Origin of the sequence: Dolichospermum circinale AWQC131C (assembly GCF_000426905.1) — a bacterium.
GTDB classification, from domain to species: domain Bacteria; phylum Cyanobacteriota; class Cyanobacteriia; order Cyanobacteriales; family Nostocaceae; genus Dolichospermum; species Dolichospermum circinale.
Genome location: NZ_KE384589.1, coordinates 80,083 through 101,691 on the forward strand (window position 1 = coordinate 80,083; position 21,609 = coordinate 101,691).

22 protein-coding genes are annotated in these 21,609 nt (G+C 37.0%); 10 read left to right on the plus strand and 12 right to left on the minus strand.

Going from position 1 to position 21,609, the window contains the following annotated elements:
* Positions 1-164: 164 nt before the first annotated feature.
* Positions 165-1,340, minus strand: a complete 1,176-nt coding sequence (locus tag ACIR131C_RS0102815; RefSeq protein ID WP_028088982.1) for a glycosyltransferase — start codon at positions 1,338-1,340, stop codon at positions 165-167.
* Positions 1,341-1,597: 257 nt separating this feature from the next.
* On the opposite strand from ACIR131C_RS0102815, the gene shc reads away from it, so the two are divergent.
* From shc to ureG, 5 genes are all read left to right on the plus strand, one after another.
* A complete protein-coding gene (gene shc, locus ACIR131C_RS0102820; protein WP_028088983.1) occupies positions 1,598-3,508 on the plus strand; it encodes a squalene--hopene cyclase in 1,911 nt (636 codons plus the stop codon).
* A 422-nt stretch (positions 3,509-3,930) separates the two neighbouring features.
* Positions 3,931-4,332 carry a DUF2267 domain-containing protein gene (locus ACIR131C_RS0102825; RefSeq protein WP_028088984.1) on the plus strand — a complete coding sequence of 134 codons (402 nt, stop codon included), beginning with the start codon at positions 3,931-3,933 and terminating at the stop codon, positions 4,330-4,332.
* Between the two features lie 258 nt (positions 4,333-4,590).
* Positions 4,591-5,031 (plus strand): urease accessory protein UreE, encoded by a 441-nt coding sequence (gene ureE / locus ACIR131C_RS0102830; protein ID WP_028088985.1) that lies wholly within the window; start codon positions 4,591-4,593, stop codon positions 5,029-5,031.
* Entirely contained in the window at positions 5,009-5,695 is a 687-nt protein-coding gene (locus tag ACIR131C_RS0102835) for an urease accessory protein UreF (RefSeq protein WP_028088986.1), read from the plus strand. Before ureE ends, ACIR131C_RS0102835 begins: the two co-directional genes overlap by 23 nt.
* A 5-nt stretch (positions 5,696-5,700) precedes the next feature.
* The gene (gene ureG / locus ACIR131C_RS0102840) at positions 5,701-6,297 is read left to right on the plus strand and encodes an urease accessory protein UreG (RefSeq protein WP_028088987.1); all 597 of its coding nucleotides are present in this window, start codon (positions 5,701-5,703) and stop codon (positions 6,295-6,297) included.
* A gap of 3 nt (positions 6,298-6,300) precedes the next feature.
* On the opposite strand, the gene ACIR131C_RS0102845 is transcribed toward ureG, so the two are convergent.
* The gene (locus ACIR131C_RS0102845; protein ID WP_028088988.1) at positions 6,301-6,801 is read right to left on the minus strand and encodes a type II toxin-antitoxin system antitoxin SocA domain-containing protein; all 501 of its coding nucleotides are present in this window, start codon (positions 6,799-6,801) and stop codon (positions 6,301-6,303) included.
* A 137-nt stretch (positions 6,802-6,938) separates the two neighbouring features.
* Complete coding sequence (locus ACIR131C_RS0102850) at positions 6,939-7,514, minus strand: Uma2 family endonuclease (RefSeq protein WP_028088989.1); 576 nt, start codon at positions 7,512-7,514, stop codon at positions 6,939-6,941.
* Positions 7,515-7,798: 284 nt separating this feature from the next.
* Here ACIR131C_RS0102850 and ACIR131C_RS0102855 point away from each other — a divergent pair, with 284 nt between their 5' ends.
* Positions 7,799-8,362 (plus strand): hypothetical protein, encoded by a 564-nt coding sequence (locus ACIR131C_RS0102855; protein WP_028088990.1) that lies wholly within the window; start codon positions 7,799-7,801, stop codon positions 8,360-8,362.
* 299 nt (positions 8,363-8,661) lie between these two features.
* Here ACIR131C_RS0102855 and ACIR131C_RS0102860 read toward each other — a convergent pair whose 3' ends face one another.
* Together ACIR131C_RS0102860 and ACIR131C_RS0102865 are read right to left on the minus strand one after the other, a co-directional pair.
* Entirely contained in the window at positions 8,662-8,892 is a 231-nt protein-coding gene (locus tag ACIR131C_RS0102860; RefSeq protein WP_027403881.1) for a type II toxin-antitoxin system HicA family toxin, read from the minus strand.
* The gene (locus ACIR131C_RS0102865; protein ID WP_028088991.1) at positions 8,889-9,128 is read right to left on the minus strand and encodes a type II toxin-antitoxin system HicB family antitoxin; all 240 of its coding nucleotides are present in this window, start codon (positions 9,126-9,128) and stop codon (positions 8,889-8,891) included. The genes ACIR131C_RS0102860 and ACIR131C_RS0102865 overlap by 4 nt, the downstream gene beginning before the upstream one ends.
* A gap of 108 nt (positions 9,129-9,236) precedes the next feature.
* Here ACIR131C_RS0102865 and ACIR131C_RS0102870 point away from each other — a divergent pair, with 108 nt between their 5' ends.
* On the plus strand, positions 9,237-9,530 hold the full coding sequence (locus tag ACIR131C_RS0102870) for a DUF4351 domain-containing protein (protein WP_081677146.1): 294 nt from the start codon (positions 9,237-9,239) through the stop codon (positions 9,528-9,530).
* 428 nt (positions 9,531-9,958) lie between these two features.
* Positions 9,959-11,617, plus strand: a complete 1,659-nt coding sequence (locus ACIR131C_RS0102875) for an MBL fold metallo-hydrolase (RefSeq protein ID WP_028088993.1) — start codon at positions 9,959-9,961, stop codon at positions 11,615-11,617.
* Between the two features lie 17 nt (positions 11,618-11,634).
* On the opposite strand, the gene ACIR131C_RS0102880 is transcribed toward ACIR131C_RS0102875, so the two are convergent.
* The 6 genes from ACIR131C_RS0102880 to ACIR131C_RS0102905 all read right to left on the minus strand — a co-directional run bounded on the left by ACIR131C_RS0102880 (position 11,635) and on the right by ACIR131C_RS0102905 (position 17,876).
* Positions 11,635-11,946, minus strand: coding sequence for a DUF6679 family protein (locus ACIR131C_RS0102880; RefSeq protein ID WP_028084636.1), 312 nt, complete (start codon positions 11,944-11,946; stop codon positions 11,635-11,637).
* Between the two features lie 379 nt (positions 11,947-12,325).
* Positions 12,326-13,114, minus strand: coding sequence for a Nif3-like dinuclear metal center hexameric protein (locus ACIR131C_RS0102885; RefSeq protein WP_028088994.1), 789 nt, complete (start codon positions 13,112-13,114; stop codon positions 12,326-12,328).
* A gap of 39 nt (positions 13,115-13,153) precedes the next feature.
* Positions 13,154-14,230 carry an ACR3 family arsenite efflux transporter gene (gene arsB / locus ACIR131C_RS0102890; protein ID WP_028088995.1) on the minus strand — a complete coding sequence of 359 codons (1,077 nt, stop codon included), beginning with the start codon at positions 14,228-14,230 and terminating at the stop codon, positions 13,154-13,156.
* A gap of 226 nt (positions 14,231-14,456) precedes the next feature.
* A complete protein-coding gene (gene arsJ, locus ACIR131C_RS0102895) occupies positions 14,457-15,719 on the minus strand; it encodes an organoarsenical effux MFS transporter ArsJ (protein ID WP_028088996.1) in 1,263 nt (420 codons plus the stop codon).
* A 90-nt stretch (positions 15,720-15,809) separates the two neighbouring features.
* Complete coding sequence (locus tag ACIR131C_RS0102900) at positions 15,810-16,826, minus strand: ArsJ-associated glyceraldehyde-3-phosphate dehydrogenase (RefSeq protein ID WP_028088997.1); 1,017 nt, start codon at positions 16,824-16,826, stop codon at positions 15,810-15,812.
* Positions 16,827-16,841: 15 nt separating this feature from the next.
* Entirely contained in the window at positions 16,842-17,876 is a 1,035-nt protein-coding gene (locus ACIR131C_RS0102905; protein ID WP_028088998.1) for a PstS family phosphate ABC transporter substrate-binding protein, read from the minus strand.
* Between the two features lie 271 nt (positions 17,877-18,147).
* Here ACIR131C_RS0102905 and ACIR131C_RS0102910 point away from each other — a divergent pair, with 271 nt between their 5' ends.
* Together ACIR131C_RS0102910 and ACIR131C_RS21765 are read left to right on the plus strand one after the other, a co-directional pair.
* A complete protein-coding gene (locus ACIR131C_RS0102910) occupies positions 18,148-19,578 on the plus strand; it encodes a slr1306 family protein (protein ID WP_028088999.1) in 1,431 nt (476 codons plus the stop codon).
* 117 nt (positions 19,579-19,695) lie between these two features.
* Positions 19,696-21,126 carry a serine/threonine-protein kinase gene (locus ACIR131C_RS21765; protein ID WP_081677148.1) on the plus strand — a complete coding sequence of 477 codons (1,431 nt, stop codon included), beginning with the start codon at positions 19,696-19,698 and terminating at the stop codon, positions 21,124-21,126.
* A 321-nt stretch (positions 21,127-21,447) separates the two neighbouring features.
* Here ACIR131C_RS21765 and ACIR131C_RS24235 read toward each other — a convergent pair whose 3' ends face one another.
* Positions 21,448-21,609, minus strand: a complete 162-nt coding sequence (locus tag ACIR131C_RS24235; RefSeq protein ID WP_269208798.1) for a DUF4351 domain-containing protein — start codon at positions 21,607-21,609, stop codon at positions 21,448-21,450.

Consider the following 21,609-nt stretch of genomic DNA (forward strand, 5'->3'; position numbering starts at 1 on the left):
GATTTTAGATTTTAGAGCGGTTTTTATCAATCTTCCTTGGTCTATTTAATCCAAAATCCAAAATCCAAAATTTTTACGCCACATTCCCCAGATATGACTCGGATTATTAATATTTTTGAAAAATTACAGCCAGAAAAATTTTATACAGCCGACTTTTTTTACTATTAGTTAGCTTTTTTGGATTGGTAAACTCTACCTTTCCATTCACCTCCACGTCCTTGCCAATGACGCAATGCTGAATCTAATGTCATTAAAGTATATAAAAAAGCAATGATTGGTAAACTAAAAGCAAAAATTGCAGAACATTTATAAAAGCGAATAATTGGCAAATAAGCAAAAGTCATGAGTAAATATGCTGTGAAAGATACTAGGGTAATTGGCGAATTTCCTAATAACACTCCTAAAATAATTCCTATTGGTGGTAATAAATAAACTAAAGTCATTCCTAATAAACTACCCACTAGTAGTAAAGGGGAATAATTAAGTTGTGTATAAGCACTTCTAGCTACCATATCCCAAATTGTTTTCAGGGAATCATAAGGGCGTAAACTGATTGTTGAGGTGCTTAGTCCTAACCAGATTTTGCCATGATTTGATTTGACGGCTTTTGCTAAGGAACAATCATCAATTAAGGCCTGACGAATTATTTGCAACCCACCAATTCTATTTAGGGCTTCTCTGTGTATTAAAATACAGCCTCCTGCTGCGGCTGCTGTGGTTTTTTTGGGGTTATTTACCCAGGAAAACGGGTACAGTTTTTGGAAGAAAAAGACGAAAGCGGGAATTAACAGTTTTTCCCAAAAGCTTTGACAGCGCAAGCGCACCATGATAGATACCAGATCTAAATCCTGGGATTCGGCTTTGGTTACTAAGCGCCGCAAGTTACTAAGATCATGTTCTATATCCGCATCTGTTAGTAAAAAATAGTCTGGTGTTAGTTCACTTGCTTTTTCTACTCCTTGTGCCATTGCCCACAATTTACCTGTCCAATCTTTAGGTAATGATTCGCTGGAGACAATCTGCAATTTATCTGTTTTATCAACAGCGTAGGCTACTCCTTGGGCAAAATTAGCTGTACCATCGCTACTTTGATCGTCTACTAAGAAGATGGTGAAATTACCAGTATAGTCTTGCAAGAGGAGCGATCGCAAGCTAATAGGAATAACATTCGCTTCGTTACGCGCTGGTACTACTACACACACTGTCGGTAATGTGTTTTTTATAACGCTTTTATTTGATTCTAATTGGTGATTAACTCGCCAAAATTGTCCCCAAAATAAGAGTAAAAATAACCAAGTTATTAAGGATAAAAGGGTTAAAGTTAATACAATTGTTATCATAATTTTCGCTTTACTCCAATTCAAAATTTAACAGAAAAGTTCGGTGTTACTGAAGGAAGATATGAATTTTTTTCACGCAGAGGCGCAGAGTCGCAGAGAGTAAGGGATTAAGAGGTTTTGACTTTTATACCTTGATTCAATCACAAATTTAATTATTACTGATTTGGATAGAATACAATGTTTGCTGATTTTGGGGAAGAATTTTCTCTGATTTCGGTTATGTTATTAATTATTATTGGCTGTTGAGGAAGTATTTTATGCAAACACAAGATAGGGTAAAAGTCAAGCAAGTTGTAGATGGGATTACAGCTAGTCAAAAATATCTGCTTTCGATGCAAAATCCCGATGGTTATTGGTGGGCTGAGTTAGAATCTAATGTTACCATTACTTCTGAGGCTGTTTTGCTGCATAAGATTTGGGGAACGGATAAAAATAGACCTTTAGATAAGGTTGAAAGTTATCTGCGTTCTCAACAGCGAGAACATGGAGGTTGGGAATTGTTTTATGGAGATGGTGGGGATTTAAACACAACTGTAGAGGCTTATATGGCTTTGAGGTTGTTGGGTGTACCCGCTACAGACACCGCACTAATAAAAGCAAAATCCCTAATTTTGGCTAAAGGTGGTATTAGCAAAACTCGCATTTTTACAAAGTTACATCTAGCTTTAATTGGCTGTTATAATTGGCGCGGACTTCCTTCTTTACCACCTTGGGTAATGTTGTTACCCGATAATTTTCCTTTCAATATTTATGAACTTTCTAGTTGGGCGCGTTCTAGCACTGTACCATTATTAATTGTCTTTGATCGTAAACCCATCTTTAAAATAGATCAACCCATTAATTTAGATGAATTATATGCTGAAGGTGTGAATAATGTCCGATGGGAATTACCAAAAAATGGCGATTGGTCGGATATTTTTAACATCCTCGATGATGGTTTCAAATTAGCAGAAAGTCTCAATTTTGTTCCTTTGAGAAATGAAGGTATTCAAGCCGCAGAAAAGTGGATTTTAGAACGTCAAGAAGTTACCGGAGACTGGGGGGGAATTATTCCCGCTATGTTAAATTCTCTGTTGGCTTTAAAATGTTTGGATTATGATGTTAATGACCCAATTATCCAACGAGGTTTAAAAGCAGTTGATAATTTTGCTATGGAAACAGAAAATAGTTACTGTGTACAACCTTGTGTTTCTCCTGTATGGGATACGGCTTGGGTGATTCGGGCTTTAGGCGATTCAGGTTTTCCGGCAGATCATCCAGCTATTGTTAAAGCAGGAGAATGGTTAATAGACAAACAAATTCTCGATTATGGTGATTGGAATGTCAAAAATAAGCACGGGAAACCCGGCGCTTGGGCTTTTGAATTTGACAATCGTTTTTATCCAGATGTGGATGATTCCGCTGTAGTTGTTATGGCTTTACATCAAGCCAAATTACCAAATGAAGAATTGAAAAAACAAGCTATTAATCGGGCTTTAAATTGGATTACAACTATGCAATGTAAACCAGGGGGTTGGGCGGCTTTTGATATTGATAATGATCAAGAATGGCTTAATTCTATCCCCTATGGTGATTTGAAAGCTATGATTGATCCAAATACGGCTGATGTTACTGCTAGAGTATTAGAAATGTTGGGAGCTTGTAATTTATCAATTCCAGCCAATAATTTACAAAAGTCTTTAGATTATCTTTTAGCAGAACAAGAAATAGAGGGTTGTTGGTTTGGCCGTTGGGGTGTAAATTACATTTATGGAACTAGCGGCGTTTTATCGGCTTTAGCTTTAATAAATCCTCTCAAATATCGTGAAAATATCGCTAAAGGTACAGCTTGGTTAGTCAAAGTTCAAAATAATGATGGTGGTTGGGGAGAAACTTGTTTTAGTTACAATGATCCTAGTTTGAAAGGACAAGGACAAAGCACTGCTTCCCAAACAGCATGGGCTTTAATTGGCTTGATTTCCGCCGGTGAAGCAACTGGTAAATTCGCTATTGATAGTATTGAAAAGGGGATTAATTACCTGTTAAAAACACAAAAATTAGATGGTACTTGGGAAGAAAAATACTTCACTGGAACTGGTTTTCCTTGTCATTTTTATTTGAAGTATCACTTCTATCAACAGTATTTTCCTTTAATGGCTTTGGGACGATATCAAGCAATTAAGCAATAATTTAATCACAGAAAGTAGGGATAATTCATGAATTATCCCTCACCCTAACCTAAAAATATACCCAATTTCTTTAATTAACTTTAATGATATTTAGAAATATCACTATAGATATACCTCTATCTATTTCTTTAGGATGAAGTTAAGTCAATAATTAAGATTTAGACTAAAGTAAGTTTACTATTCAATTCAAATTATGAGTTATACCAAATTAAGATGAAGCTACTGAGAATAAGATTCCAAGAATAATTGACAGTAGATAATCGTAGATAAATTAAAACAAGTTTTTGAGTAGAGATTCAGCATAGTATTCATATCTCTGACTTCTACCAAAAAATCATAATTTATCAGAATTTATTCACAGGATTAAATAAAAAAATCGGGATTTTTACTCAAAATAAAATATTAATTACTGGAGATCAAAAATGCAATATAATGAGTTTATAATTCATGTCCAAAGTCTAGCACAATCAGAATCTCTTGAAGAAGCAGAAGTCGCTACCCGTGCTACTTTGGAAATTATTAAACAAATTGTTCCTAGTGCTGAAAGAGAGGAATTAGCAACACAAATACCTGAAGAATTAGGGGAATATTTACGTGGAGGTGAAGCAGACCCTATTGAAGCTTTTAATCTACAGGAGTTTATTGAACGTATTAGTGAAAAAGAAAATGTGAAACCTACTATCTCAATTATTCATGTCCGCGCTGTTTTTGCTGTTTTACAAAGTGCTATCTCTCCAGATAAATTTCGCAAATTTTATGACTATTTTTCCCGTGACTATGAGGAATTATTTAGCATTTTATTAAAAAATCAAGCCTCCGCTTAATTAGCAGAAATTTCCCCCTCAAAAATTATACAGGACTTACGCAAAATATCTCTCAAATCCTCATTTCTCCGTGACCTCTGTGTCTGGAGTGGTTCGTTATTCCATGAATCTTGCGTAAGTCCTATTATAGTTAACCCTAGCCTATTATATACCTGATTTCTCCGAGAAATCAGGTATATTTTTGTTTATTTTGTTTATAAAAAAATCAAAATAATTTATAATGGCTAAAGTTCAATATCAAGTTGATTTTATTAAATCATGCTGACTTTTACCCAACGTCAACCACTTAATATTCCCACTACAGTTAATATTACTCTTTCACTGACTGCGGAAGAACGGACTCGCAGCCGTTATAAATTTATCTTAGCAGATGGTGAGGAGATTCTTTTGCGTTTACCTAGAGGGACAATATTAAATGATGGTGATATACTTATTGATGAAAACCACAGTATTTATATGAAAATAATTGCTAAACCTGAACCTGTTTTAACTGCTTACGCGGAAATTCCTTTATTATTAAGGGCTGCGTATCATTTAGGAAATCGTCATGTACCCGTGGAAATTACTCCCACTTATTTACGCTTATCTCCAGATGCAGTTTTACAGGCTATGTTAACACAATTGGGTTTAGAAATTCAAGAGGAATTTGTCCCTTTTCAACCAGAATTAGGTGCTTATGGAAATCACTCTCACGCATAACAATTTTTTGGGGATTTTACAATTAGCTAGTCCGGCTTTACCTGTAGGTGCTTATGGTTATTCGGAAGGTTTGGAAATGTTAGTAGAAAACGGAACTATTACTAATATAGAAAATCTCAAAGATTGGCTTAAATCTGAATTAATTTATGGTTCAATTCGTCTAGATGCTGGGGTAATTGTTAGGGCTGTTCATGCTGTAAAAACCAATGATATAGAGGCTTTAAAACGCTGGAATTTATGGTTATCGGCCGCCAGAGATACGGAGGAATTACGGGCTGCTAATTGGCAAATGGGACGTTCTCTGATGCAATTATTAGGTAAGCTAGAACCGGAAATTTTACCTTTAGTTAAAGCTGTGGGTTATCCTAGTAATTATGCGATCGCTTTTGCGATTGCTTGCGCTTATTGGGATATAAATATCCAAGCCTGTTTATTAGCTTATTTACACAGTTGGGCTAATAATTTAATTACGGCTGGGATCAAACTTATTCCTCTGGGACAAACTGCGGGACAAGAATTATTACTGGGTTTACAACCTTTATTAACTACTACTGTGGAGGAAATTTTGCTCATGGAAGATGATGATTTAGGATGTTGTAATTGGGGTTTATCTTTAGCAAGTATGCAGCACGAAATCCAGTACACTAGACTATTTAGGAGTTAAGAATTATGACGGCTTTAAGAGTAGGGGTTGCGGGTCCCGTGGGTTCAGGAAAAACAGCTTTAGTAGATGCTTTATGTAAGAATTTACGGAAAAAATATCAATTAGCAGTGGTGACAAATGATATCTATACTCAAGAAGATGCTCAATTTTTAGTTCGTTCTCAAGCCTTAGAAAGCGATCGCATTTTAGGAGTAGAAACGGGAGGTTGTCCCCATACTGCTATCCGTGAAGATGCTTCCATGAATTTGTCCGCAATTGAACAATTAGAAGAGAAATTTACCAATTTAGATTTAGTCTTTTTAGAAAGTGGTGGAGATAATTTAGCTGCTACTTTTAGTCCTGAATTAGTAGATTTAACCATTTATGTCATTGATGTCGCTGCTGGTGATAAAATCCCCCGTAAAGGTGGTCCAGGTATCACTAAATCTGATTTATTAGTGATTAATAAAACTGATCTTGCTCCCTATGTGGGTGCTGATTTGAATGTTATGGAACGAGATGCAAAAAAAATGCGCGGTGATAAGCCTTTTGTTTTTACAAACCTGAAAACTCAAACTGGTTTAGGAAATGTAATTCAGTTTGTGAATGCGGCTATTTGTTAATTGTCAGAAATGGCTAACGCCACGCTTCAATTCCCTGATTAATTTTTCCTGTTCTGCCAGTAAATTAAGCTTAACTTTTTCTTCTGGTTTATGGGTATCTATCACCTCTAACATGGGGGCAGTGCTATACACATATTTTAACAACGCTTGAAGTTTTTCTTGCCCTGGACCTGCCCATTCTCTCCTGATATTATCAAGAATTAGCCTGAGACTTAAAGGTAGTTGCAAATCTTCCACATTAGTCGCGTCAGCACCAAGTTTAATCAATACTTTATCTCCCTGAGATTCTTGAATAATCTCTTTACCGTTCATTTGTTTTAAAGCAGTATCTATGTCTTCATTCCAAGGTCCAAAGCTATAATAACACCAATCTAATTCAGTCAGTTGTTTTCCTGTCCATTTGACAGAGTACAAATCAGCCAAATACAAAAACTTAATTAGCTGTGTTTTTATAATATATCCTTTTGTCGCGTAGACAAAATATTTAATCAGCTTATCTAACATGATTTTTCTCTATTGTATGATTTGTATAAACTACTACTCATGTAAAGTAAATTGGCACAACTCAAGTAGCTTAACATTTAAACATGAACTTAGCATATTTCTATAAAATTTGCAAATTAATATTTAATCCCCTATTTTTACCCAGGAAATACTTTGGATAAATCTAAAACTAAATGAGGAAAAGATGGCAATTTAACAGACTCATTAGGTAATAAAATTAATTTACGACGATAATCAAAATTACCTTGGGAATCTTGATAAGGTTCACTGTAACACTCTAAACAATATTTGATTAAATTAAATATCCAATAATCAGAAATACCTGCTTCTGCATAAAGAGGTAATTTTATTTCTCGATCATATTTCAAAGTAGAATTAGAAATTTCAATTAAAAGTAATATATCAGATGGTTTGGGATGACTTGAAAGATAATTATCATTGACATTATAAACAATGGCTAAATCTGGTTCTGGTTCACTGTGGTCAGGGATAATAATAGGTTGTTGTCCTCGCACCATAGCGCGGTCTAGCAAAAGCTTGACTAATTCCCTAAATAAAAGTGTTTCACAAACACAGTGCGGTGTACCTTTTGCAGCCATTTGAATTATTTCACCCTTGATTAACTCAACTCGCTCATCTTCTCTAAAGAAGCCGATTTCCCCTAGACGGTGATATTCAGCGACAGTGAAGCGTTTAGCAGTAACTACATTCATAAAAATTACAGAATTACTATCAGCTATATTTTATATTAACTCTTTCTCAATAAAATTCAATCAACTTTTAAGTTACTATCTTAAAAATCATTATTAAATCAATAATTTAAACAAAAATTTGCTTTTTTGTTACGAAAGTATACTAAAAAATAAAATTTATTTTCTTCAACCCTAAACTTAACGCTACCTTAACTTTATATTTGGGAACAAAAGTAGTTATCATTGATATTAGGGTTTTCTCTTTCCTTCCCCTGATAATTGTAAAAATCCAACTGAATTACTATATGTATAATTACAAACAGGCCATTTCATCATTATTCTTAGTAGTATTCTGCACTGTTATTACCAGTTGTGATGCTAATAATACCGCTAATAACCCAACTCCAGAAACTACACCCAATAACAACATTAACCCCATTCCTGAAAAAGAACCAGAAAAGTCTCCTATTCCGCGAATTGAGCCATATTCCACCAATTCCGATAGTAAAGCTATCTCCGGGAAAACTACCAACGTTACCTTATACACAAGTGATGATCAATGTCAAGAGCTAATTGCTAAAAAAGCTGAGGTTTCCGCAGCAGAACCCATGAATGAGGCTATAGGTAAAATACTCAAAGAACAAAATACAGCAGATTTTAGTGTATCTGGTTATCGTATAAATGTGAAAAATCGTGTTGCTACTGTTGATATTCGAGTATCACCAGAATCAAAAAGACAATTATCGTCTCTTTCTAGCTGTGAACAGTTTGCATTGTTTGGTAGTGTTCGCAAAACCCTAATGAGCAATTCTGAGTGGAAAATTAAAGATGTCCGCTTTACCGAACGTGGAGAAGATATTACCCTCTAAGGAACGTGAATTAAAGCTAAGTTTCTATCATTTATTGCATTTCGTTTAACTCAACTGGGAAGAGACTGCTTGGATCAACAAATACTCGAAGAGTATATATTAGAGTATATTGAAAATATGCTCTCTACTCACCCAGGGGGTTTTCATTCTCCAAAATTGCGATGCCCACGGCGAGCGAAGCTATCTCCATAATCTTTTGACCATCAATATTTGGGCTTGTTTTTCATATTAATTAATCAAAAATTAGGAATGATAGCCGATCGAGATTTGCTGTGAAATAAAATCTAAGAAGATATCTCTTATTTTCCTAACAAATTGAAGAATGTTTCTTTATCAATACCAACATCTTGAATCATTCCTGTTAAAGTACCTTGTTTAATATCTTTTCCTGAATGAATAGGAATAACAACTCTACGCCCATCATTATGCTTGTAAATGGCGTGACTCCCCTTTTGACGATCAAAATAAAAACCTAATTTTTCAACAACTTTAATAAAGTCTTTAGCTTTGACGCTGGGAAAAATACTCATACTAAAACACTTAATGGCTTAACAATATAATCTTCTTTAGGGATAGGTTGATGATCAGCCATTAGACTTTCAAGATATAATTCTACAGCTTCTGTTATATTGGCGATCGCTTCTTCAAAAGTATCTCCTTGGGAATGACAACCCTTAAGAAGAGGACAAAAAGCGTGATAACCTCCGTCTTCTTCCCTTTGGAGAATGACGGTGTAATTGTAAACTTTCTTGTCGTTGTTATTCATATACCGTAAGTTTCTCACCAAAATCTATTTCATTATAAACTGTTTTGATAAATTCGCTAAAGGTTGCAGATTTTAGTGTATCTGGTGATCGTGTAAATGTAAAAAATAATGATGTATAGATTTGAAAAACTCAGTTTAACGGAGGTTCAAGCAGGAATTTCATTAGAAAAAAGTCGCGCTTACCAGGAAATTAAACAAGAAGGAAGACAAGAAGGACTACAACAAGCAACTTTAAATCTAGTAATTCGACTGTTAACTAAACGGTTTGGAGAATTACCAGCAGATGCACATCATTCCATTTCTGTTTTACCATTATCTGTACTAGTAAGTCTGAGCGAGGCATTATTGGATTTTACCAGTCTCCATGATTTGCAGGTCTGGTTAGATCAGGTAAAGCAGTGAAGTATTTCTGATGGCAATTTTTCGGTTATGGTAGGGGTTTAGCAATGCTGAACCCTCATAAAAATGACCACAATCACAATATAGCACCCTGTGTATTTAGGTATCTTCAGAATAAACTCACTATGGTAAAGATTTTCTGCTGATTTTACCCAAAAGCAAAAACACTCTATTAAGATATAAGGGTCTTGAGTCAACGGTCAAAAATCTATGGATGTCAAGCTGATTTTAGTGGTTTTAACTGTTATATTTACTGTTTCGTGCTTATTCTTTGGTACGAAAAATGGCTTTTATGATTCCAAAAACTATCACGGTAATGGTTCTGCACATTAACAGGAGTAATAATTTACGTTTCCAACTTTCACAACTCTACTGAGGAATATTGCTAACAACCAATTTTCTCAGCTATTAGTTTGATTGAGGGGATGATCATGATCAATAACATATCAATTGATGCTGAAGAAACCGCCAATGAGTTACAATGTTTACCCTACAGCGTTCAGCATCAAAATGAAGGGGTGTGTCTACTAGTCAGAATGGGTCCCCACCGAATTCTGCTAGATTTTGGCCTGGCAAATATTTTACCTGTAACTAAGGACTTGACTAAATCGCCACAATGTGCTATCGGATCTACACCGGCGGATTTAGTTATAGTTAGTCATGCTCATCCAGATCATGCTAGAGGTTTATTTGCGCTACATCAAGCTTTCCCAGCATTACCTATATATGCTAGTGAGGTGACAACAAAGTTATTACCGCTAAATTGGAAAGAAGCAGAATTAGGGAACATTCCCTCATTTTGTCAAGCCTTACCATTGCGATCGCCTATAGAAATTAAAGCAGGTTTAATAGTAGAATTATTTCCCGCAGGACATTTACCCGGCGCTGTGGCTATTCTCTTAACCTACCACACCCCCAACAGAGATTATAAATTACTTTATACTGGTGATTTTTTCCTCTCTAATTCCCGATTAGTCGAAGGATTGCGACTCGATGAATTACGAGGTTTAAATTTAGACGTGCTGTTAATTGAAGGTAGTTATGGCACATCTCGTCATCCCCATCGTCGTCACCAAGAAAATCAACTAGCAGAAAGGATTCATCGCGCTATCAGTTCCAGCGGATTAGGGGAGAACTCTTCAGTAATTTTACCAACGCCAGCATTAGGTTTAGGTCAAGAATTACTCATGTTGTTACGTTCCCATCATCACTTTACAGGTAGAGATTTAGATATTTGGGTAGATGGTGAGGTAGGGACTGGTTGCGATGCTTATTTAGAAATTTTAACCCATCTTCCTACTTCAGTACAGAACTTTGCGCGTCATCAACCTTTATTTTGGGATGAACGGGTAAAACCCCGTGTTAGAAGATTAAAGCCGGAAAATTTAGCAACTTTAGGCACATCTCCTTGTATTGTTATTACAGATTATTCAGCAGATTTACGTAAGTATACCCAACCAAACAGCGGTAATTGGCTAATTCTTGTCCCGGAAAAGACCAATCTTGCTAATCGGCAATATTTAGCACCGACAACAATTGAAACCTACCTGTTAGCGCAACATAGTGATGGACCTGGAACAACCCAGCTAATTCATAATTTACGACCTCAGCACGTTATTTTTGTGCATGGTTCTCCTAGTTACCTAGCGGACTTAACTTGTTTAGAAGAATTACAAAACCGCTATCATGTCCATTCACCTGCCGCCGGAACTTTGGTAGAATTACCAATTGGAGAGACGTTTTTACAACCAGATGCTCCAGAAACTAATTATGGGGGGGAATTGACGGAACTGGGAACTGTGATTACTATTACGCTTCCAGATACCTTAACAACTGACCCTCGCTGGCGACAATTTGCTGATACGGGTTTAATAGCAGCCCGTTGGCAAGGTGAAGATTTGGTATTACGGGGGTTATCTCCACGAGAATTATTAAACTCAAATAGCCTTCGTCCTCATGCTGGTGATGTTGACTGCTGCGGTAATTGTAGACATCAAAAGGGGCAACGGTGTTGGAACTCCGCCGCCCCTTTATATAATTTCAAAGTTACCCTTGACGGATACTGTCCTGCTTTTGAACGCTTGACGTGAATTTAATTTAGAAGCGTTTAATCTGGATTTAGGTCAGTATAAGGGTTATGAATGCGCTCGGCTTCTGGACAGTCATCAGTTGTCAGCGGTTCTATATTACCGCGTTGGACTGAAGATAATTTTTGAGTGACAGATCCGATGCTTTCGAGACGAACCATTTCCTCCCAAGAACAAACTTCATCTTCCTCGTCTGTTTCATAGCGTAAAGTCACTAAGTCACCCTCGATATCAATAATGCGGGCCCGCTCTATCCAGCGCTGTTGATCCCGCAAAAAAACACATACCTCCCGCCCGTCGCAACACAGTTGATAAATCTTGCGGTGTAGCATGTAGCGCTTCTGCCTTTTTATACAACATAGTTAAACCTGTCAGATTTGGGTTTTGTGCCGGGAATATCAACCTTTAACAGGTGAAGTTCGCGGTAAGAAACCAGGAAACCAGTAAGTTTAGTGACTCAATTTTACCACTTATTTTTAGTCATTAGTGCTAGATGAAAGTTTGGGTCTTAATTTTCAGTTTACCGCATTAGTAGAACGGTTGTGCAAACTGTCAACACAGATATTTTTCCTTGACTTGATGTTTCCAACGAGAAAGTTAGCTGTTCCCGACAAAAACATTATTTTTACCCATGATAACATTATTTCCTATTCCTTGGTAGAATTTTAACATTCTTTGCTATCTGGTATGTATAATTTACAATTGTCTAATTTAGGCTAAAAACTGCCGGAAATCTTCATCTTGCTCGCTCAATTGCACCCAATCTAAGTTAAGGGCTTGAAATTTCTGGACTAGGCGATGGCAGGCGGGACGTTCTGTGGCATAATGGCCAGCATCAATTAAAATTATACCCAGATCACGGCTTTCTTGGAATTGATGAAATTTACAATCAGAAGTTAAGTAGACTTGGGCCTTAGTTTTGACCACTGCTGAAATAAAGCCTGCCCCAGAACCGCCTAAAACCGCTACACGAGAAATTTTCTGTTTTAAATCCGCTGTGGGTGAAAAAATCAAATGGGGTGAATTTAGTTGGATTTGAATATGATGAAGTAACTCTTGTAATGTTAACGTAGATTCTAGCATTCCTACACGCCCATAACCTAAACCCGATTGAGTAGGGATAATGGGTGATACTTGTTGAAGTTGGAGAATTTGCGCTAAAACATCAGCAGTTCCATCTGCTACTTGGTCAAAATTAGTATGTGCGGTGTAAATACCAATATTGTGGGTAAAAGCTAACCGCATGATTTCCGTTAAAACTTCCCCAGTGCGGAAAGATTTGGGGGGATGAAAAATCAGGGGATGATGGGCGAAAATAAGATTAGCATGGAGAGCGATCGCTTCTTGGATAACTGCTAAAGTTGGAGTTAGACAGACTAAAACCCGTGCTTCTTGGTCTAAAATACCGGGTTCAACTTGCCAACCGCAATTATCCCAACTTTCGCACCAAGAGGGATTTGCCCATGTTTCAAACCAGATAATTAAATCAGCAACTTTCATTAAATTCAAATAAATCAATAGTAGATTAAACGTATTTAATTATAATCCCATTGGGGAAGATAACCTAAAAAACTGCTTTTTGATCCAGAAAGATACACTGACTAAACTAATTAAGACTGGAACTTCTACCAAAGGTCCAATTACAGCAGCAAAAGCCACACCAGATTTAATTCCAAATACAGAAATAGCCACAGCTATCGCTAATTCAAAATTATTACCAGCAGCGGTAAATGCCACACTAGCAGCTTTTGCATAGTCGGCTTTAATTTTCCATGCCAGATAAAAACTACTAAAAAACATGAATAGGAAATAGATAATCAAGGGAATGGCAATGCGAACAACATCTAGAGGAATCTGCACAATTAAATTACCCTTTAAACTAAACATTACCACGACAGTAAATAAGAGAGCAATTAAAGTAATGGGACTAATTTTGGGAATAAACTGATGATGATACCAGTGCTTACCTTTAGCTTTTACTAAAATACAGCGAGTCATAAATCCAGCTAAGAAAGGAATGCCTAAATAGATAAAAACGCTGTTGGCAATTTCTCCAATACTGATATTTACAATACTTCCTTGTAAACCAAATAAAGGCGGTAAAATAGAAATAAAAAACCAGGCATAAAGGCTGTAAAATAAAACTTGAAAAATACTGTTAAAAGCAACAAGTGCGGCCGTATATTCAGGATCTCCTTTAGCTAAATCACTCCAGACAATTACCATAGCAATACAAGGGGATAATCCAATTAGGATTAAACCAGTCATATATTCAGGTTTATCCCGTAGGAAAAGAATAGCAAGTATAAACATCACCATTGGGGCAATTATCCAAGTTAGGGATAATGATAGTCCGAGAATTTTCCTATTACGAAATACATCACCTAACTCTTCATATTTTACCTTTGCCAATGGGGGGTACATCATTAAAATTAAACCAATGGCAATTGGGATGTTAGTTGTTTCCAGTTGGAAATGATTGATAAAAACTTCTATATTGGGGAAAAAATATCCTAAACCAACTCCAATAACCATGGACAGAAATATCCACAATGTCAAAAAGCGATCAAGAAAAGAAAGGCGTTTGATGGTGTCTTTTTTAATTACATATTCCACTTAATTTACCTCTATTATTTTTAGAGACCCGACTTTTCTAAGAAGTCGAGTATCTTATTCTGATTGTGATGATAAAATGCGTATTTATTGTAAATTAATATTTAGGCAAAAGGCAAAAACTGTCAATAATTGCCCATTACCAAATTTAAAGTCAAATAAATTTTCGAGTCATCCAACTAGGGTAGGATATACCTATTTCCATAGCATATCTTTAGACTGAGAAATATTAATCTCCATCTCCAGCTTTCCAAGCTATAGCTTTACTGGGTTGAGGATTAGGTAACTTCAGAGAAACTAAACCTGCTGCTAATACAAAAAACATTGATGTCCATAGACAACCAACCAGTCCAAATATTTGATAAACCAAACCCGATAACACAGTACCCACAAGACGACCACCGGAGTTTGCCATATAGTAAAAACCGACATTTAAGGCAACTTTATCATCATCAGTAAATGCCAAAACCAGGTAGGAGTGAACAGCAGAATTAAAAGCAAACACCACACCAAAAATCAGAAGTCCAGCAATAATAACCAGATTAGCAGGTAAACCTAATTGTAATGCCAGAGCGATCGCACCGGGAACAGCGGTTAATGTAAATGTCCAAAATCGAATAGTTTGAGATTGGGGTGGACGGCCAGAACCAAAACGCTGCATGAGTGTTGGTGCTAAAAACTGAATCATGCCATAACCAATCACCCAACAAGCCAAAAATCCTCCTACCTGATAAAAAGACCAGCCTAAAGTCCCCCGTAAAAAAACTGGTAAAGCCACAACAAACCATACATCTCTAGACCCAAACAAAAAGAATCGTGCAGCCGAGAGAATATTGATTTCCGGGCTTTTAGAAAAAAGTTGACTAAATTTGACCTTTTTCTTGATTTTGCCCATGGCTTTAGGCAACATTAACCCAGAAAACATAATTACAGCCAGTCCCCCAGCCATAATCCACAGAGAACTAATAAAGCCAACTGAACTCAGCAGGGCGCTACCAAGAAAGAATCCCACTCCTTTTAAAGCATTTTTAGAACCCGTTAGTACAGCCACCCATTTAAACAAAGATGATTGGGCTTCTTGAGGCACAACCAAGCGAATAGCACTTTTAGAACTCATTTTGGTTAAGTCCTTAGCAATTCCCGAAAATGCCTGTGCAATCATCACATAGAGAACCGCGAACCACTGCACCCAAGCTGGATTGAGAAAGGACAGCATCATCAAAGAAAACACCTGTAACCCAATACCAGTGTAAAGAGTCACCTTTAAACCAAACTGAGAACCAATCCAACCGCCGAGAAAGTTTGTAACAACTCCAAATACTTCATAGAACAGGAATAAAAAAGCAATTTGGATGGGTGTATAACCGATTTGATTAAAATAGAGTAACACCAACATTCGCAAAGCCCCATCAGTCAAAGTGAAGCCCCAATATGCCAGTGTTACCAGAATGTAATTCTTGAAATTAGAGTTAGAAGCTGTAGTAGAAGCCATGATTAAAAATTCAAAGTTGTCAATATAGTACGAGTTAAAAGTGAGAGAAATGGGGTAAATTAAATACCCCAAAATCTTGACGAAAAACCCTTATTTCCGCAAACTTAAAGCTACCTTTCGTGCTAATTCCATCATCCGGTTAACATAACCCCATTCATTGTCATACCAAGCCAATATCTTGACTTGAGTTCCATTGACAACCATTGTCGAAAGAGCATCAATAATCGCAGAACGAGGATCATCTTTATAATCAATAGACACTAAAGGACGTTCTTCATAACCCAAAATTCCTATTAATGGTTCTTGGGTTGATGCAGTTTTTAATAAACCATTAACTTCGGCAACTGTAGTAGGACGAACTACTTCAAATACACAATCTGTGAGGGAAGCATTTAACAAAGGCACACGCACAGCTAAACCATTTAATTTACCATTCAATTCTGGATAAATTAAACCAATAGCTGTAGCTGAACCGGTGCTAGTGGGAATTAATGACATACTTGTAGCCCTAGCCCGACGCAAATCTTTATGAGGTGCATCTACAATAGTTTGGGTATTAGTATTATCGTGAATTGTCGTAATTACTCCATGTTTAATTCCCAAGCCTTCATGAATTACTTTTACTACTGGGGCTAAACAATTAGTAGTACAAGAAGCTGCTGTTAATAAATGATGTTTTTCAGGTTCATAAAGATGATCATTCACTCCCATGACAATATTTAAAGCCTCTTCTTTAACAGGTGCAGCGACAATTACTTTTTGCACACCTCTTTGAAAATAAGGGTCAAGGGTAGCAGGTGTTCTAAACTTACCAGAACATTCTAAAACTATATCAACACCAAGGTCTTCCCAAGGAACTTCACCCGGTTGGGAATGTTCAGTAAAACTTAGGTATTTACCATCAATAATAACCTGGTTTTCTCCAGATTCTACTTCTGGTGTCCAACGCCCATGTACAGAATCAAATTTGAGTAAATGTGCTGCTGCTTTTGTTCCACCTTTGATTTCGTTAATGTGGACAAATTCTATTTCTGGCCAATTCCAAGCAGCACGAACGGATAACCTTCCCATGCGCCCAAAGCCATTAATTCCTACTCTAATTTTCATGATTTTTATTAATCCTTAAAATTGCTTTTGTTTGCGTAATAATTCCCCAAGGGTGAGGTTAAATTCTGATTTACCACCAAATACTGTTCCGACTTTACCTTTGTACAAGTGAACATAATCAAGTTTGTAAGCTTCCTCTGATAAAGGAACATAGCCCACAGAATTAGCTATTTTTGCAGCGTTTTTAATGTAGAAATCGGCAAATTTATAAACCACAGTTTTGTTTTTACTAGACCAAAGATTCACATATATAAATAAAGGTCGAGAAAGTGGTTGATATTTAGCTTTTTCTACTGTTTCTGGTGATGGTAAAATAGCACCTTTGCCACTATTAACTGCTACGACTTTTAACTTATCTTTGTTTTCTGCGTAGTAAGCATAACCAAAGTATCCTAAAGCTTCAGGTTCTTTACTGATACCTGCCACTAAAACTTCATCATCTTCAGTAGCTATGTAATCTTTGCGACTGGATCTGGCTTTACCAACAATTGCTGCGGTAAAATAGTCAAAAGTCCCAGACTTATCACCAGCGCCGTATAATTTGATCGGACGGTCTGGCCAAGAAGGGCGTATTTGATTCCATTTTGTAATTTTTCCTTCAGCGCTGGGTTCCCAGATTTTTTTTAATTCGGCTATTGTGATATCTTTTGTCCAGGTGTTCTGGGGGTTAACAGCGATAGTTAAGGCATCAAAAGCTATGGGTAATTCCATGTAGCTTATGCCATTTTTTTTACAATCTGCCATCTCCGACTGGTTAATTGGCCGCGAAGCATTATTGATATCTATTTTTCCTTGACAAAATTTTTCAAAACCACCACTAGTACCGGAAATACTTACTTTAACCTGACTATTGTTTTCGGAATTAGCCTGATATGCTTTGACTACAGCCTGGGTAATAGGATATACTGTACTAGAACCATCTACTTTAATAACCCCCTCTGTGGTGGAGTCAGGCTGAATATTATCGGCAGAATTAGACGTAGTTGTGCAACTAGTTGTCAATATTAGCATTCCCAGAGCTAGGACTAATTTTTTTGCTGTTTTCTTCACTGATTTAACCTGTATAATTAGTGAGTAGATTATTAAGCCTGTTTGCTTGTCATTTCAAAAAAAATTGATATGTCAAGGTTTACTCTACCATGAGATGTCAAAATTCATCAAAAAAAATTGATGTACTGTTTATAAGCAGCAGCAAGAATGTTTTTAACCCGTTGCTAGTTTCTGGGATAAAAAGACGTTTGTTCACTAACGGCAATCCCAGGAGCAGGTTTTGAACTAAAGTGAAATAAAAGCCTTTTTCTGGCGTGGAGAATCACAAATTGTGAAGTTACAGCGACCAATATTAGTGGGAGGACTAGGACTATCGTTCTCCCTGTGGATGTTAGACAGTTGGCATGATTCAATAGTTCATGTAGGAGAGTTGGGAATTTTGACTGCTTTGGCTGTTGGTGGGGGTTTATGGTTATTGCGGAAAAATCAGCCCCCATTAGGTGAACAGCCTTGGGATATACTTGTAGATTCCAGGGCTGTAGTCAAAGCGATCGCCCAAACAAATGTAATAATTAATCAAATTGCTCAAGAATCAGCTGATCATCCTTCTTTAGCAATTCTCCGCGAAAATCTCGCTAAATTGCCTTTAGAATTGGCAAGAAAGGAAATTACAGTGGCGGTTACTGGCGGCAAATCTGTAGGTAAAAGTACGATTATCAAAGTTCTGCAAGATACTTCAATTTTCCCAGAAATGTCTTCACATTTTACGGAAACAGCGGCTTTATTTTCGGCACTTGGTGAAAATTCTGATGTCGTCACTTTATCAGAAATTCAGAAATCTGATGTTGTTTTATTTTTGACTAACGGTGATCTGACAGATTCAGAATTTCAGGTTTGGGAACAATTAAAAACCGCAAAACAGCCCACATTGCTGGTTTTCAACAAACAAGATCAATATCAACCTTCAGAACGCGCTACAGTTCTACAATCATTAAAACAGCGCCTGGGTGTAAATGTAGTTGGGACTGCGGCCTGTCCGGTAGCTGTGAAAGTGCGAAAACATCAAGAAGATGGTTCTTTCCAGGAATGGATAGAACAACCAACGCCAGATATCCAGCAGTTAACACAACAGTTAGGACTGATTGGACAACAAGCAGAACAACTAGTTTGTAATACTACACATCGTCAAGTATTATTGCTGAAGAGTCAAGCCAAAAATTGTTTAAATGGTCTGAGACGCGATCGCTCCATACCCATTATAGAACAATATCAATGGATTGCAGCGGCAGCGAACTTTGCTAACCCTGTCCCTGGGTTGGATCTTCTCGCCACTGCGGCCATAAATGCTCAAATGGTGATAGACTTGGGTAATATTTATCAGCAGAAAATTTCCTGGGAACAAGGACAACAAATAGCCAGAACCATGGGAAGTTTGATGTTGAAATTAGGTTTGGTGGAACTTTCAACTAAAGCTGTCACGAGTATTCTGAAAACTAATGTTGCTACATTTGTCGCTGGGGGAATGGTAGAGGGAGTTAGTGCTGCTTACCTAACCAGAGTAGCAGGATTAAGTTTAATAGAATATTTCCAAGAGCAAGAAATTGCTTTAGAATCGGGAGATGCCTTAAATCTGGAGAAATTACGTCAAGTTTTACCAACAGTATTCCAACAAAACCAGAAAATGGCTATTTTGGAAGCCTTTGTCAAGCAAGGTGTGAAACGCTTATTACCGGAAGTAAAACCAGCGGAAGTTGTAGCTTAACCTTTCATATCCCGGACTTCTTCAAGAATTCCGGGATCTGGACAATGATATAATCATCAGCATAAATGATGAGAATATACTTAAATTAATCTCTGCTGTATCTACTACCACCCAGCTATGAACCAGATATGCTGTCTCAACCCGGAGTGTCATAACCCACCCCTTCCTGAACAGACCAAATTTTGTACCAACTGTGGAGTTCCCTTAGTAGTGTTGAGAAACCGCTATCAACCAGTTAAACCCTTGGGTGGTGGAGGATTTGCTAAAACTTATTTAGCGGTAGATATTGACAAATTAGACGAAAAGTGCGTAGTTAAACAACTGGCACCCCAAACCCAGGGAACAGCGGGACTACAAAAAGCTACAGAACTATTTTTACAAGAAGCACAGCAATTACAACAACTCGGTGAACATCCCCAAATTCCCGCCTTACTAGCCTATTTTACAGAAAATAGTCGCCTGTATTTGGTACAACAATTTATTGATGGTGAGAATTTACTCACAGAATTAGAAAATCAGGGAATATTCAACGAGTCAAAAATCCGCACTTTATTACAGGATTTATTGCCAGTTCTCACAGTATTTCATAATCAAGGTATTATTCACCGGGATATTAAACCAGAAAATATCATGAGTCGTCGCAGTGATGGCAAATTTATATTAATTGATTTTGGCGCATCCAAGCAATTACAGGGAACGGTGAAAACAGGCACATCAATTGGTACTTTTGGATACGCGCCTTTAGAGCAGATGCAGGGTGGTAAAGTATATCCTGCTAGTGATTTATATAGTATTGGTGTAACTTGTTTTCATTTGTTAACAGGAGTTGATCCTTGGCAACTTTGGCAAGAAGATGGTTATAAATGGGTAAAAGAATGGCGTAATCATTTACAATCACCCCTGAGTTCAGAATTGGGGCAAATTTTAGATCAGCTATTACAAAAAGAAGCTCAACAGCGTTATCAGTCTGCTGAAAAAGTTTTACAAGATCTAAATCGTTCCCATAATGACAAATACCAACAAGTATCCCATAAATCTCAACCCCAAGCAATACCACCACAGGAGGAGTTGAAAACAGCCGTAGAACCGGATTATACGAAACTACGTGACCTACTTGCACAAAAAAAGTGGCAGGAAGCGGACGAGGAAACAAGGCAAGTAATATTAGAGGTGGGAAACCGGAAAACAGAAGGTTGGTTAGATATTCCCAGTGTTGATAATTTTCCCAAGGAAGACCTCCACACCATTGACCAGTTCTGGGTAAAATACAGTAACGGGCGTTTTGGGTTTTCAGTGCAAAAACGCATTTATCAAAGCTTGGGGGGAACGAGAAACTACAAAGATAAAATTTGGGAAGCTTTTGGAGACCAGGTAGGATGGAGAAACGGAGGTAATTGGTTGAACTACAGCAATATTACTTTTGATATCACAGCACCAGAAGCCCACCTACCCCGGAGTTATTGGGAGTGGGGGAGTGGAGTCTTCTGGTGTTGGTTGTATGGTTGGGGAGGAGTTGCTAGTGTTCTTTTGTCGCGTCCAGATTTGTAATCTGTAATCTAACGGTTACAGAAAAAAATATGAAGTCAGAATCAGGATAACCAGGATTAAAGGATTAACAGGATGGTAATTTATAGATGGTTTGTTTTGTGATGAAATTTGCATTTGTCAGAATCAGGATAACCAGGATTAAAGGATTAACAGGATGGTAATTTATAGATGGTTAAATTTTTCAAAAACAATCATTCAACAACATCCTAAAAAGAACCAAATTCCCACCAAAAATCATCCAACAACATCCTGTAAATCCTCAAATCCCGGAAATCCTGATATGGCTTACGCCACGCTACGCTATCAGACAAATAAATAAACCTACTTGTCTATTTCAGATTTTAACCATGATTCCAAGTCATTAATATCTGTAAAATCTAATAATGCTTCTCCCAACTTTTCCAGTTGTTCTATGTTCAAACTGTTGATATTTTCGATGTAAATATCTTTTAATTTTCCAAATTTTTTCGATAACTGACGTAT